General features: G+C 69.8%; 10 protein-coding genes. 5 read left to right on the forward strand and 5 right to left on the reverse strand.

Going from position 1 to position 14,384, the window contains the following annotated elements; translation table 11 throughout:
• Nucleotides 1–75 precede the first annotated feature (75 nt).
• From HW466_RS10840 to HW466_RS10850, 3 genes are read right to left on the reverse strand one after another with little or no spacing between them, the layout of a single operon-like run.
• Nucleotides 76–2,526, reverse strand: coding sequence for a fimbria/pilus outer membrane usher protein (locus HW466_RS10840; RefSeq protein ID WP_176316079.1), 2,451 nt, complete (start codon nt 2,524–2,526; stop codon nt 76–78).
• Between the two features lie 24 nt (nt 2,527–2,550).
• On the reverse strand, nt 2,551–3,264 hold the full coding sequence (locus HW466_RS10845; protein ID WP_151006605.1) for a fimbrial biogenesis chaperone: 714 nt from the start codon (nt 3,262–3,264) through the stop codon (nt 2,551–2,553).
• A gap of 6 nt (nt 3,265–3,270) precedes the next feature.
• Nucleotides 3,271–3,807, reverse strand: coding sequence for a Csu type fimbrial protein (locus tag HW466_RS10850; protein WP_059508201.1), 537 nt, complete (start codon nt 3,805–3,807; stop codon nt 3,271–3,273).
• A gap of 299 nt (nt 3,808–4,106) precedes the next feature.
• On the opposite strand from HW466_RS10850, the gene HW466_RS10855 reads away from it, so the two are divergent.
• A complete protein-coding gene (locus HW466_RS10855) occupies nt 4,107–5,102 on the forward strand; it encodes a Csu type fimbrial protein (protein WP_151006607.1) in 996 nt (331 codons plus the stop codon).
• 6 nt (nt 5,103–5,108) lie between these two features.
• Here the strand turns inward: HW466_RS10855 and HW466_RS10860 are convergent, their stop codons facing one another.
• Nucleotides 5,109–5,918 carry a helix-turn-helix transcriptional regulator gene (locus HW466_RS10860; protein ID WP_059451009.1) on the reverse strand — a complete coding sequence of 270 codons (810 nt, stop codon included), beginning with the start codon at nt 5,916–5,918 and terminating at the stop codon, nt 5,109–5,111.
• A 161-nt stretch (nt 5,919–6,079) separates the two neighbouring features.
• Here HW466_RS10860 and HW466_RS10865 point away from each other — a divergent pair, with 161 nt between their 5' ends.
• Complete coding sequence (locus HW466_RS10865; RefSeq protein WP_174905707.1) at nt 6,080–6,832, forward strand: class I SAM-dependent methyltransferase; 753 nt, start codon at nt 6,080–6,082, stop codon at nt 6,830–6,832.
• Between the two features lie 147 nt (nt 6,833–6,979).
• Here the strand turns inward: HW466_RS10865 and ppc are convergent, their stop codons facing one another.
• Nucleotides 6,980–9,994 carry a phosphoenolpyruvate carboxylase gene (gene ppc / locus HW466_RS10870; protein ID WP_174905708.1) on the reverse strand — a complete coding sequence of 1,005 codons (3,015 nt, stop codon included), beginning with the start codon at nt 9,992–9,994 and terminating at the stop codon, nt 6,980–6,982.
• Between the two features lie 217 nt (nt 9,995–10,211).
• Here ppc and hemC point away from each other — a divergent pair, with 217 nt between their 5' ends.
• From hemC to HW466_RS10885, 3 genes are read left to right on the forward strand one after another with little or no spacing between them, the layout of a single operon-like run.
• Nucleotides 10,212–11,198: a hydroxymethylbilane synthase gene (gene hemC / locus HW466_RS10875; protein WP_059508206.1), complete on the forward strand. Its 987-nt coding sequence runs from the start codon at nt 10,212–10,214 to the stop codon at nt 11,196–11,198.
• On the forward strand, nt 11,198–13,174 hold the full coding sequence (hemDX, locus tag HW466_RS10880) for a fused uroporphyrinogen-III synthase HemD/membrane protein HemX (RefSeq protein ID WP_174905709.1): 1,977 nt from the start codon (nt 11,198–11,200) through the stop codon (nt 13,172–13,174). The genes hemC and hemDX overlap by 1 nt, the downstream gene beginning before the upstream one ends.
• A 2-nt stretch (nt 13,175–13,176) precedes the next feature.
• On the forward strand, nt 13,177–14,364 hold the full coding sequence (locus HW466_RS10885; protein ID WP_059451014.1) for a heme biosynthesis protein HemY: 1,188 nt from the start codon (nt 13,177–13,179) through the stop codon (nt 14,362–14,364).
• The last annotated feature ends 20 nt before the right edge of the window (nt 14,365–14,384 follow it).

The following is a 14,384-nucleotide window of genomic DNA, read 5'->3' on the forward strand; positions in this document are numbered from 1 at the left end:
GCCGAGGGAATCCCGCGATTCTAACATTCGCGGCGCCCGCGGCCGGCGAGCGCGCAGGCCGCCCGCAGGCGCGGATCAACGCGGGCCGCAGGTCAGCGGGCCGATGCGCGGCAGCGTGCCGTCGTCCGGGCGCCGGTACGCGAATTCGACCGCGCAGTCGCGGCCGCCGCCGGAGATTTCGAGGTGATTGTTCGCGACGAGGCCGTCGACGAAGGTCAGGCCGTCGTAGCCGACGATCGTGCGCTGGCCGCTTTCGACGTGGCGGACCTCGAGTCCGGGCGGCAGCGGCGTGCCGTCCGGCGCGCGCAGCGCGATCGACGCGGCGCTGTAGCGCGTCACCGCGAAGTGCGCGAGCACGCCGGAGCGCGCCTGCGGCACGACGTCGAGCGTCGTGTCGGCGATCCGCGCGTCGGCGGGCAGCGCCGTGCCGTCGATCGCGACGCGATTGCTCTGGTACGCATTCAGGTCGGGCACGAGCAGGTAGCCGGCCCGGTCCGTCTCGCCGATCAGCCGGTTCTGGTGCAGCACGGGCACGCGCCCGGTGTCGGTCGAGACGAGCGCGAAGCCGTCGTCGACGCGGCGCGCGGTCATCAGCCGGCCGTCCATCAGCACGAACGCGCCCGTGACGTCGACCGACGCGTTGCCGCGCCCGTCGAACGATTGCGCGAGCAGCGTGACCTGGCCGGCGCGGCCGAGATACTGCAGTTGCCCCTGCGCGTAGCGCAGGCCCGCGTTGGCGCCCGCCTGCACGTTCCAGCCGACGCCGCCGCCGTAATCCGGCGGACGCGTCGCGTTCAGCGTGTAGGTCGAGTCGCCGTTCTGCCGGCCGGCGTTCGCCGAGACGGACGTGTTGCCGCCGAGCCCGACGCTCAGGCTCACGAAGAACCCGCGTGCGTCGTGCTGCCGGAAGTCCTGGAAGCCGCTGAACGTGATCGAAGTGAGCCCGCCGAGATTGACGAGGTACGCGATCGAGCCGATCCGCGACGGGACGATGCCCGGATACTTGAGGCCGAGATAGCTGAACGACAGCGTCTGCGCGCGCAGGAACGGGAACGAGACCGTGACGCGGTCGGTGGCGCGCGAGACCGGCACGCCTTCGCGGCTGCCGAGATCGCCGTAGTCGCCGAACGCGCGCAGCGTCTGCGCATCGATCGAGAAGCGCGGCGTCACGTACTGGTAGCCGACGCCGGCCTGCACGCCCGTGCGGCCCGGCGCGCTTACCGCCAGCGACGCGTTCGCGACGCCGCGTTCGCCGAGGCGGGCGAGCGCGCCGGCACCGGCGTTGTAGACGCCGGCCGTCGCTTCCGCGTGCGCCTCGACGGTCAGCCGCTCGCTGATGCCGTAGCGCAGCGAGCCGCTTGCGGCCGGCGTGCGCGCATAGTCGAACGAATCGTTGCCATATGCGCGGCGCAGGAACCCGGCTTCCGCCGAATAGCTGGCGAGGCCGGGCGCGAGCAGGCGCGTGTCGACGTACAGCGGAATGGTCGTCGCGATCGAGCGGCCGAGCGCGTCGCGCGTGACGACCGTCGCGTTGCCCGCGCCGGTGATGCCGGGCACGCTGTTGATCACGAACGGGCCGCTCGGCACGTCGCCGCTGAACTGGCGCACGTTGTTCACATACAAGTCGACCGAGGTGGGCACGACCGCGCTGCCGGACAGCGCAGGCACCGGAAACGTGACGAGGTCGGGGCGCAGGCCGAAGTTGCTGCGCCACTGCACGCCGCCGAGGCGCAGCGAGCGGGTCCACGACAACGACGACGAAATCGTGTCGCCGATCTGGGTCGTCGTGAGCGTGCCGGGGTTCGAGTGGCTCCACGACGTGTCGTAGCGCACGTAGCGGCGGCGGTCGTCGTACAGGTAGGCGATGCCGGTGCTGCTGAATACGCCGGCCGGATCGAAGTAGCGCGCCTCGCTCCAGACCGCGAGCGGTGCGTGGGCGAGGGTCTGCGCGTACGCGTCGTAGTTCAGCACGAAGCCGCGGCCGGAGCTGGCCGGCGGCGTGGCCGCGAGTGCGCGCGTATCGAACGTGTGCGGGATGCGCAGCGCATCGGGCACGCGCAGGTCGAGCGTTTGCCGCGCCGCATCGTAGTCGTAGCGCAGCCCCGCGAGCGTATCGAGCGCGACGAGCGTGTTCGACGACTCGTGCGCACGGTCGCCCGTGGCGACGCCCAGGTCGTTCAGGTCGGCTGACGCCGCGTACAGCCGGCCGTCGATTCTTTGAAAACGGGCGATGCGGTGCGTCGGCTCACCGTTGAGCGACACGTCGAGAAACAGTGTGTCGGGTGCGGGCACCGGCACCGGCCCCGGCGCAGGCGCAGGCGCAGGCGCAGGCGCAGGCACCGGCACGGGCACGGGCACGGGCACGGGCACGCCTGCCGCGGCCGCCTGCACCGGCACCGCCTGCGCACGGGCGGCGCAAGCATGCAGCGCCAGCGCCGCCGCGAGTGCAAGCACGGCAGCGGCGGGCGCGGCGTGTCGTGCGGCGCAGGCAGCCCGGAGGGCCGTGCTCGTCGTCGGAACGGGCAACGTCGTGCGATCCTCCGGCACGGATCAGGGCGGTGCCAGCCGCGCTTCGACCGGTTGCGCGTTCACGGTCGCCTGGATCCTGACGAACCCGGCCGCGCCCGCATCCAGCTTGAGCGGCCAGCGCCGCGTGCTGCCCGCGAGCGCGTAGCCGAGCAGGCCGCGCGTGATGTCGTGCACGGCGCCGTGCGCGTCGACGAGACTCACCGCGGAAATCTGCGCGCGCCGCCCGCCGCGGTTCTCGACCGCGAGCCGCGTGCCGGATCCGTCGCGCTCGACACGCCATTCAAGGCGCGGCGTCTGCGGTGTGCCGGCGGGCTCGACGAAAACGGGCACGGAATAGCGCAGCCGGATCGTGATGCCGTTCTCGACCGGCGTCCCGGGCGCGGGCAGTTCGTCGATCAGCACGCGATAGCTTTCCTCGGCGACGGGCGCGCCTCGCGCCGTGCGCACGAGCCGGATCAACTGCTCGGCGCTCGCGCCGATCTGCAGCAACGGCGGCGAGGCGGCGAGCGCATCGGTCGGCGTCATCACGTCGTCGCCGTTTTCCTGCGTCCAGCGATAGGCGCGAACCTGGCCATAGATCGGCTGCCCGCCCGGATTGCTGAGCGTCATGGTCGCGGCCGCCGCCGACGGCGGCAGCTCGATCGTCACGGGTGTGATCTGCAGCGTGGCCGCGCATGCGGCCGCGGACGCCGACGCGACGCACAGCGCGGCCAGCGCGCGCGGAATCGAGGCCACGGCGCGTCAGAAGTACACGGTTGCGGTGACGGTGGCCTGGTAGGTGTCGGGCTTCGGCGTGGCTTGCGCAGGTACCTGGCCGTACACGTTCAGCACTTGCGCGGAACCGGTGCCGGTGCCGCCGACCGTGTCGGTGCCTTGCGTGTTGCCCCAGATCGTCGTGTGGCCCGAGTCCTGGTAGAGCTGGTAGCCGACCGTCGTGGCGGTATTGCCGGTCGTCGTGCCGCCCATCAACCGGCTGGCGACCGTCGAGCCGCTCACCGAGCCGGCGTCGAGCCCGACGTTGTACGGCGTGGAGTTCGAGCAGGTGACGGAGACCGTGGTCTGCTGGTTGAGCGAGGACGCAAGCACGCCGGACGTGCCGAAGGCCAGCGGGTTCGCGGCGATCGCGCAGTTCGCCTGGATCGTGAGCGTGACGTTGAACTGGGCAGTGGCGTTGCCGTTCGAATAAACTGCGGCAACGGTGACGGGCTGCAGCGCGGGCGCGAATGCCAGCGTGGCTGCGAGGGTTGCTGAAAGTAGACGACGCCGGGAAGTGTTCATTATGGTTATCTCCTGCCGTTTATTGGAGACGCCCGGCCGCGGAGTGCCTGCCGCGTGGTCTGTCGCCGGTCGCCGTAACCGCTCTGTCGTTGTTGGAAGACTACTCCACGGATTTGGTCGCGCGCAATGGAGAAAACGCGCACCCGGCGAGCATTGTCCGGGGTTCCGTCTGGATTGCCATCTGTCGATTTGACATGGATCAAATAACAGTGCGAACGATTGGTGCGCGGATGGATACGATGAGAGCGCTGCCCGCGCTGAAAACCGGGCCGGGCGGACAAGCCTTTTCGGGGGAATGCATGACGGATGACGGATTCGACGTGGCACGCTGGTGGATGCGGGCGCTGTCATGCCTGTTGCTGGCGGCACTGCTCGGCATGCCGTGGATGCCGGCCCGCGCCGACACGTGTTCGGTGACGCCGCCGGTGCCGAGCTTCGGTCAGGTCAGTCCGATTACGCAGCAGGCCTATACGACGAACAGCACGATGGTCGTGAGTTGCACGTGGGACACGCTGAGCCTGAACACGGGTGTGCTCGTTTGCGTGAATCTCGGCGGCACGAGCCCGCGCTACCTGACGAGCGGGGCGAACCAGATGCAGTACGACCTGTACCAGGACACGGGCTACTCGCAACCGTGGGGCGCCGTCAGCACCGGCACGACGCCGATATCGGTCTCGTTGACGAAGCCTGGGCTTGGTACCTCCGCGAGTACGAATGTGACCATCTACGGCCGCATCGCGGCGAACCAGCCCACCGTGCCGACCGTGAACAATGCCAGCACGGTCTATACGCAAAGCTTCAGCGGCACCCAGGCCACCTACAGCTACAGCTTTTCGCTGCTGGGCGTGCTGCCGACGCCGTGCGCGTCGCAGTCGACGGCAGGCACGATGAGTTTTACCGCCACGGCCACCGTCATCAACAACTGCATCATCAGCGCGACCGGCGTGGCGTTTCCGCCGTCGGGCGTGCTGGCGTCGGCGCTGACCGCGAGCGGATCGATCAGTGCGCGATGCACGAACGGCGATGCATTCCAGATTGCGTTGAACGGCGGCGTCAGCGGCAGTGTCACCGCGCGCACGATGCGGCGCACCGGTGGCGGCTCGGTCAGCTATCAGCTCTATCGCGACAGCGCGTTCACGCAGCCGTGGGGCGATGGCACCGGCGGCACGACGATGGCGACCGGAACCGGCAGCGGATTCGCGCAGGCGATCACGATATACGGCCGCGTCCCCGCGCAGGCGACACCGGCGCCCGGCAACTACAGCGACACCATCACCGCGACGATCAGTTTCTGAGCCGCGTCAATCGCGCACGAGCACGACGAGCTTCAGGTCCTCGCGGTGCGCGGGCTTCAGCGTGATCTGCTGGTACACGAGGCGGCCGTCGGCCGGATGGTCGAATTCGCGCAGGCCGCCTTCGCGCTCGAACACGTCCTGCGACGCCCAATACTGCGCGAATGCATCGCTGCCCGCCATCAACGCGTCGATCAGCGCACGCGTCGGCGCATCGGCGAGGTGGCGAATCGAGTCGGCGCGGAATTCGGCCGCGAGCCGGCGCGCGCGGGTTTCCCAGTCGACGATCAACGTACGCGCGGCCGGCGCCATGAACGTAAAGCGCAGCAGGTTGCGGTCGTGCTCGCCGTCGAGCCAGCCCGTAAACAGCGCGGCGGCCGGCGCGTTCCAGGCGAGCGCGTTCCATTGCCGGTCGAGCACGTACGCGGGCGTGGCGATCGCGGCGACGGTCGCCGCGAGCGTCGGCGGCAGGTCGCCGGCCGCGACGTCGGGCTCGGCCGGATCGCGCTGCGCGGCCAGTTCGAACAGGTACGCGCGTTCGGCCTTCGACAACTGCAGCGCGACGGCGATCCGCGCGAGCGCATCGGCCGACGCCGACACCGGGCGGCCCTGCTCGATCCATGTGTACCAGGTCGGACTGACGCCGCACAGCTGCGCGACTTCCTCGCGCCGCAGCCCCGGCGTGCGGCGGCGCGGGCCGGGCGGCAGGCCGACGGCCTGCGGCGACAGCCGTTCGCGGTGCGCGCGGATGAATTCGCCGAGAGCGCGGGCGGGCGTCGCGTCGAGAGGCGGGGTGGGGGCGGGGGACGGCAGGCTCATGCGGAAACGGCTGAAAAGGGCGCCCGAGGCGCGACAAAGGATCAGGCAGGTGTAACAAATACCAGAATAACTGCTTAACTTGTACTGGTACAAGCGCGGCTCTATTGTAGCGATTCGCGCGCTGACAGGCAGCAAGCGCCCACCCAAGGAAGGAGTGAACGATGAAACACCACGACCAGGTCGCCGACGCATTCGGCACGACGGCCGCCGCCTACCTGACGAGCACGGTGCACGCGACGGGCGCCGATCTGCAGGCGCTGGCCGACGCCGTGCGCGCGACGCCCGGCGCCGCGGTGCTCGATCTCGGCTGCGGCGCGGGCCATGCGAGTTTCGCGGTCGCGCCGCACGTGCGCGACGTGGTCGCATACGATCTCGCGGCGCCGATGCTCGCGACCGTCGAGGCCGCCGCGCGCGAGCGCGGGCTCGCGAACATCCGCACGCAGCAGGGGCCGGCCGAGCGGCTGCCGTTCGACGCCGGCACGTTCGACTGGGTGGTCAGCCGAATGAGCGCGCACCACTGGCACGACGTGCGCGCGGCGCTCGCCGAGATGCGTCGCGTGCTGAAGCCGGGCGGCCGCGTGCTGATGATCGATATCGCCGGCAACGACCATCCGCTGCTCGACACCTACCTGCAGGCCGCCGAAGTGCTGCGCGACGCGTCGCACGTGCGTGACTACCGTGCCGACGAGTGGCTCGCGATGTTCCGTGGCGCCGGGTTCGACGCGCAGGTGCAGAGCCGCTGGCGCCTGCCGATCGATTTCGATACATGGGTCGCGCGGATCCGCACGCCGGCCGACAGCGTCGCGGGTATCCGCGCGCTGTGGGCGCATGCGCCCGACGAGGTGCGCGGCTATTACGCGGTGCAGCCGGACGGATCCTTCGAGCACGATGCGTTGCTGATCGACGCGCGATGAGCGTCTGACGCGACACGGCGGCCGGTGCCGTCGTGCCGTTGCATGAAAAAAGCCGCGATACGCGTGATTGCGTATCGCGGCTTTCCTTTTGCAGCGCTCGTTTCGCGATGCCGGCGCGGCGCCGGGCAGGCCCGCGCCGCGCACCGATCAGCCCGTATTGCGCAGGCCGGCCGCGATCCCGTTGATGGTCAGGTGGATCCCGCGGCGCAGCCGCGCGTTCGTGTCGCCCGCGCGGTGACGCTTGATCAGCTCGACCTGCAGGTGGTTCAGCGGATCGAGATACGGGAAGCGGTTCTTGATCGAGCGCGCGAGCAGCGGATTGGTCGCGAGGCGGCCGGTATGGCCGGTGATCTCCGCAAGCGCCTGCGACGTGCGCTCCCATTCCGCGACGATCCGCTCGAACACGTGCTTGCGCAGCTTGCGATCGGCGACCAGCTGTGCATAACGCGACGCAACCGCGAGGTCGGTCTTTGCGAGCACCATGTCCATGTTCGACAGCAGGTTCGCGAAGAACGGCCAGGTCTTGTTCATCTTCTTGAGCAGCGCGACGCGCCTGGTGCGCTCGGCCGCGTCCTTCGCGCCGTCGAGATATGCGCTCACCGCGCTGCCGAAGCCGTACCAGCCCGTCAGCAGCAGCCGGCACTGGCCCCACGAGAAGCCCCACGGGATCGCGCGCAGGTCTTCGATCCTGCGGTTCTTCGGATCCTGCAGCTTGCGCGAGGCCGGGCGGCTGCCGATGTTCAGCTCGGCGATCTCGGTGATCGGCGTCGACGAGAAGAAGTAGTCGGTGAAGCCGGGCGTTTCATAGACGAGCGCGCGATACGACGCCATCGCGGCGTCGGACAGCGTCTGCATCGCGGCTTCGAACGCGGGCAGCTGCGCGGGCGCGTTCGATTGCGGCAGCAGCGACGCCTCGAGCGTCGCGGCGACCACCGTCTCGAGATTGCGCCGGCCGATCTCGGGGTTCGCGAATTTGCTCGCGATCACCTCGCCCTGTTCGGTCAACCGGATCTGGCCGTTCACGGTGCCCGGCGGTTGCGACAGGATCGCCTGGTAGGTCGGGCCGCCCCCGCGGCCGACCGTGCCGCCGCGGCCGTGGAACAGCCGCAGCGTGATCTTGCGCTCGCGGAACAGCTCGACGAGCGCGAGCTCCGCGCGATACAGCTCCCAGTTCGACGTCAGGAAGCCGCCGTCCTTGTTGCTGTCCGAGTAACCGAGCATCACTTCCTGCTCGGCACCCTGGTGAGCGATCAGCGCGTCGATGCCCGGCAGTGCGAAGTATTCGCGCATGATGCGCGCGGCGTCGCGCAGGTCGGGGATCGTCTCGAACAGCGGAATCACCATCAGGCCGTTGCGCGCGCCGTCGTGCGCGGCGCCGAATGTGCCTTCGAGCAGCCCGGTTTCCTTCTGCAGCAGCAGGACTTCGACGAGGTCGCTGACCGTCTCGGTGTGCGAAATGATGTAGTTGCGTACCGCGCGCGCGCCGAACTGCGCGCGCACCTCGCGTGCCTTCTCGAACACGCCCAGCTCGCTTTGCGCGAGCGCCGAGTATTCGATGTACGGCGAGCGCAGCGGGCGCGGATCGGCCAGCGCGGCAAGCAGCGCGATCAGCTTGTCGTCCTCGGACAGCGACGCGTAGTCCGCATGTACGCCGGCGCGCGCGAACAGTTCCGCGACCACGGCTTCGTGGATGTCGGAGCTCTGGCGCAGGTCGATGCTCGCCAGGTGGAAGCCGAATACCTCGGCCGCGCGCACGAGCGGTGCGAGGCGCGGCGCGGCGAGCGACGTGCCGTGATGCTCGTCGAGCGACGCGGTCAGCACCTTCAGGTCGGCGACGAAGGCTTCCGAATCGGCGTACGGCACCGCGCGCACCGGCGGCGCACCGCGGCCGGCGCTGCGCACCGGCACCGTGCCTTCGCCAAGACGCACGCGCGCGCTCGCGGCGAGCCGTGTGTAGATGCCGATCAACGCGCGGCGATACGGTTCGTCGACGCGATGCGGCGACTGGTCGGGCGACGCGGCCGCCAGCGCTTTCACCGCGTCGTTCGCGCCGACCAGCAGGTTCGACACCGACAGCTCGGCACCGAGCTTGTGCACCTGTTCCAGGTAGTGTTCGAGGATCACCGCGGACTGGCGGTTGATCGCTTCCTCGAGCGTCGCGGCGGTGACGTTCGGGTTGCCGTCGCGGTCGCCGCCGATCCAGCTGCCCATCTGGAAGAACGCGGGCACGCGCGCGGACAGGCCGTGCTCGGCCAGCGCGGCCTCGATGTCGCCGTACAGCGCGGGCAGCTCGTCGAGGAACGTCGCGCGGTAGTAAGACAGCGCGTTCTCGATCTCGTCGCCGACCGTCAGGCGCGCGTCGCGCAGCATGCGGGTCTGCCACAGCGCGGTCACGCGCGCGCGCAGCATCGATTCGTTGTACGCGCGTTCGCGCGCCGTCAGCGGCTGGTCGCGCTCGGCGAGCAGGCGAGCGATGTCGTGCTGCGCGTCGAGGATGCTCTTGCGCTGCACTTCGGTCGGGTGCGCAGTCAGCACCGGCACGATCAGCGCATCGTCGAAGAAGCGCTGCAGCACGCGCTTCGACGCGTTGCCGGTCGTCTTCAGCTGCTCGAGCGCGTAGGCGACGGTGCCCGGCTGCGGCGCGGAGCCCGCCAGCGCGTGGATGCGGCGGCGGCGGTTGTGATGGCGGTCTTCCGCGATGTTCGCCAGATGCGAGAAATAGCTGAACGCGCGCACGACGCTCACCGTCTGCTCCGGCGTCAGCTTGCGCAGCTTCTTCTCCAGCGTTTGCGCGGCCTCGCTGTCGTCCTCGCGGCGAAACTTCACCGCCGTCTGGCGAATGGTCTCGACGACGTCGAACACGGTGTCGCCTTCCTGCTCGCGCACCACGTCGCCGAGCAGGCGGCCGAGGTAGCGGATGTCCTCGAACAGCGGGCCGTCCTTGTCCTCGCGCGTGCGGGCGCCGGGCTTCGCCGCGCCGGCCGTGCGGGCGGCCGGGCCGGCGTCGTTGATCGCGCGTTTCGTCTGACGTATCGAGTCTTTCGGTTTCGTTGCCGTTTTCGCACGGCCGTTCGCGGCGGTGGCGATGGAGCCCGTCTGGGCGTCGGAGGAGGGCAAGGCAGCATTGCGGCGCATCGTGCGCGCCGATCCGGAAGACTTCACGATGGGTTTCCTTGGGAAAGCTCGAGTCAAAAGGGACTGCGGGAACTGCGGAAACTACGGGAACTGCGGTCAAGCAACCAGCTACGCGCGGCACATCCGCACATTGGTGTCGCCGCCCCCGCCGAAGCGGGGCGGACGCAGGCTCCGGGCCCGGGCGGGCTGGGGCGTGCGTGCTACCATTGTTCGATCTTCAATCCCGTCCTTCGATTGTCCTGCAATGAATTCCGAGACCCCTTCGGCACAAGCGCCCGTGACGCTGACGATTGCTTCGCGCGAGAGCCGCCTGGCGATGTGGCAAGCCGAACATGTGCGTGATGCGCTGCGCAAATTATATCCAGCTTGTGACGTGAAAATCCTCGGGATGACGACCCGTGGCGATCAGATTCTCGATCGTACGCTGTCGAAGGTCGGCGGCAAGGGCCTGTTCGTCAAGGAGCTGGAGAACGCGCTCGCCGACGGCCGCGCCGACCTGGCCGTGCATTCGCTGAAGGACGTGCCGATGGCGCTTCCCGACGGTTTCGCGCTCGCCGCGATCATGGAGCGCGAGGACCCGCGCGACGCGTTCGTGTCGAACGACTATGCGTCGCTCGACGCGCTGCCGGCCGGCGCGGTCGTCGGCACGTCGAGCCTGCGCCGCGAGGCGATGCTGCGGGCGCGTTATCCGCACCTGAACGTGCTGCCGCTGCGCGGCAATCTCGACACGCGCCTCGCGAAGCTCGATCGCGGCGATTACGCGGCGATCATTCTCGCGGCCGCGGGCCTGAAGCGTCTTGGCCTCGAAGCGCGGATCCGCGCGTTGATCGACGTGGAGGACAGCCCGCCGGCCGCCGGCCAGGGCGCGCTCGGCATCGAAATCGCCGCGCATCGCACGGATGTCGCCGGATGGCTCGCGCCGCTGCACGACCTGCGGACCGCGCTCGCGGTCGAGGCCGAGCGCACCGTGTCGCGCGCGCTCGGCGGCAGTTGCGAGGTGCCGCTCGCCGCGCACGCGGTGTGGCGCTCGGGCGAGCTGTACCTGACGGGCCGCGTGTCGACGACCGACGGACAGCGCGTGCTGACCGCGCAGGAGTGCGGCGCCGTCGTCACGGTGGCCGATGCGCTCGCGCTCGGCCGCGCGGTGTCCGACGAGCTCGACGCGCAGGGCGCGCGCGACATCGTCAACGCACTGCTCGCCGGCTCGCAGGCCGGCAAGGGCGACGCCTGATGGCGGGCGGCGCGCGCGCGTTCACCGCCGTCCTGACGCGCCCGGACGGCCAGTCGGCCGCGCTTGCGGCCCAGCTGGCCGACGCCGGTTGCGACGTGCTCGAATTCCCGCTGATCGACATCGCGCCGGTCGACGATCCGGCGCCGCTCGATGCCGCGTTCGCGGCGCTCGAGCGTTACGCGCTCGTGATCTTCGTGTCGCCGAACGCGATCGACCGCGCGCTGTCGCACTACGGCGCGATCTGGCCGAATGCGCTGCCGGTCGGTGTCGTCGGCCCCGGCAGCATCGCGGCGCTCGAACGCCACGGCATCGCGGCGCCCGCGCATCGCGTGATCGCGCCGCAGGCGCCGGCCGATGGCGGCGTCCCGCATTACGATTCCGAAGGCCTGTTCGCGAGCATCGAGACCGCGTTCGGCGGCGCGCATGCGCTCGCCGGCCAGTACGTGCTGATCGTGCGCGGCGACGGCGGCCGCGAGTGGCTCGCCGAGCGGCTGCGCGAAGCCGGCGCGGAGGTCACGCTCGTCGCCGCGTACCGGCGCGTCGTGCCCGAGCCGCGCATCGGCGCGTGGGAGCGCGTGCATGCGCTGCTCGCCGGCGCACCGCACGCTTGGCTCGTCACGAGCTCGGAGGGCGTGCGCAATCTGCACGAACTCGCGCGCACGCATCTGAACGACGCCGAGATCGACGCGCTGAAGCACGCGCGGCTCGTGACGCCGCATCCGCGCATCGAGCAGACCGCGCGCGCACTGGGTTTTGATAGGATTACGCTGACCGGCGCGGGCGATGAGCGCATCGTCCGCGCGTTTCGAACGATGGCCGAAGAGGCCGTCCAACCGGCGACAGCCGCACCGGTGACTAAACGCATGACAGATACCAACGATTCCAAAGGCGTCGCTTCCCAGCCGGCCGCTGCATCCGCACCGCCGTCCAGTCCTCCTTATCTCGCGCCGGAACCGCAAGCGCGCCGCGGCGGCAGCGCGGCGCTGTGGTTCGTCGTCGTCGTGCTCGGCTGCGCGGCGGGCGTCGGCGGGTATGCGCTGAATCGCAAGATCGACCGGCTCGACGATTCGTTCGTCGCACGCCAGAAGGCGCTCGATGCGCAGACGGCCGAGACCCGCACGAAGACCGAGCAGGCGCTCGCGAGCGCGCATCAGGTCGACACGCAGCTCGCGCAGCTCGACGGCAAGCTCGCCGACGCGCAGAGCGCGCAGCAGGCGCTGCAGCAGCAATACCAGGACCTGTCGCGCAATCGCGACGCGTGGATGCTCGAGGAAGTCGACCAGATGTTGTCGAGCGCGAGCCAGCAACTGCAGCTGACCGGCAACACGCAACTCGCGCTGATCGCACTGCAGAACGCCGACGCGCGTCTCGCGACGTCGCAGAGCGCGCAGGCCGTGACGGTGCGCAAGGCGCTCGCGCAGGACATCGAGAAGCTGAAGGCCGCACCGTCGGCCGACCTCACGGGCCTCGCGATCAAGCTCGACGACGCGATCGCGAAGATCGACGCGCTGCCGCTGTCGGGCGAGGCGATGGTCCCGCACGCGGCGCCGAAGGCCGCGCCGGCCGACGCGGCGTCGTCGGCCGCGGCCACGGCCGGCGAGCCGCGCTGGAAGGTCTGGTGGCATGACTTCTCGGCCGGGCTCGGCCAGCAACTGAAGGGCCTCGTGCAGGTGCGCCGGATCGAAAACGCCGACGCCATGCTCGCATCGCCCGATCAAGGCTACTTCGTGCGCGAGAACGTGAAGCTGCGCCTGCTCACCGCGCGGCTGTCGCTGCTCGCGCGCAACGACGGCGCGATGAAGGCCGACCTGCATGCGGCGCAGGCGTCGCTCGGCAAGTATTTCGATCAGGCATCGAAGGACACGCAAACCGTCGAGGATCTGCTCAGGCAGGTCGACGGCGCATCGTTGACGGTTGCCGTGCCGAACCTGAATACGAGCCTGAACGCCGTTCAGCAGTTCAAGAGCCGGGGGTAACGATGACGCTTCGAGGAATCGTCTGGCTCGCGATCCTGTTCGCGATCGCCGCGGCACTCGCCACCGTCGGCCGTTTCGACGCGGGGCAGGTGCTGCTCGTCTATCCGCCGTACCGGGTCGACGTGTCGCTGAACCTGTTCGTGATCTCCATCGTCGTGCTGTTCATCGTCGTGTACGCGCTGCTGCGCATCGTGCGCAACATCTGGCGCATGCCGCAGCGGGTCGCCGCGTATCGCGCGCGTTCGCGCAACGAGAAGGCGCAGGCGTCGCTGCGCGATGCGATCGCGAACCTGTACGCGGGCCGCTTCTCGCGTGCCGAGAAGGCCGCGCGCGACGCACTCGCGGTCGATGCGAACCAGGGCGCCGCGAGTCTCGTCGCGGCGACCGCCGCGCATCGGATGCACGAGTACGCACGCCGCGACGACTGGCTGTCGAAGGTCGACGCGCCGGAGTGGCAGGACGCACGGCTGCTCGCCGCGGCCGACATGCGCGCGGATGCGCGCGATGCCGAAGGTGCGCTCGCCGCGCTGGCGGACCTGCAGGCGGGCGGCAAGCGCATCCATGCGCAGCAGGTCGCGCTGCGCGCGCAGCAGCAGTTGAAGAACTGGGCCGAGGTGCTGAAGCTCGCGAAGGCGCTCGAGAAGCGCGAGGCGCTGCATCCGGCCGCGGCCGTGCGCTTGCGCCAGCAGGCGGCGGAAAATCTGCTGCGTGAACGCCGGCACGATCCGGATGCGCTGCTCGAGGTGTGGCAGTCGCTGTCGCCGCTCGAGCGCCAGTCGCCGCGCCTGGCCGATCTGGCGGCCGACCTGCTGGTGACGCTCGAGCGTCGCACCGAAGCTCGCCGCATCGTCGAGGAAGCGCTCGCGCACAACTGGGATGCGCGCCTGCTGCGCCGCTATCCGGACACGGCCGGCGGCGATGCGTTGCCGCTGATCCAGAAGGCCGAAGGGTGGAAGAAGGATCACCCCGAGGATGCCGACCTGCTGTTCGCGCTCGGGCGTCTCTGTCAGCAGCAGCAGCTGTGGGGCAAGGCGCAGTCGTTCCTCGAGGCAGCGCTCAAGCAGGCCGACAACGAGGCGCTGAAGGTGCGTGCGCACCGTGCGCTTGCACGCCTGTTCGAGCATCTCGGCGAAACCGACAAGGCGGCCAGGCACTACCGCGAAAGCGCGCTCGCGATCACCGTGGTCTGACGCGACGGCGCCTGCCCGGC

Origin of the sequence: Burkholderia territorii (genome assembly GCF_902833055.1) — a bacterium.
GTDB classification, from domain to species: domain Bacteria; phylum Pseudomonadota; class Gammaproteobacteria; order Burkholderiales; family Burkholderiaceae; genus Burkholderia; species Burkholderia territorii.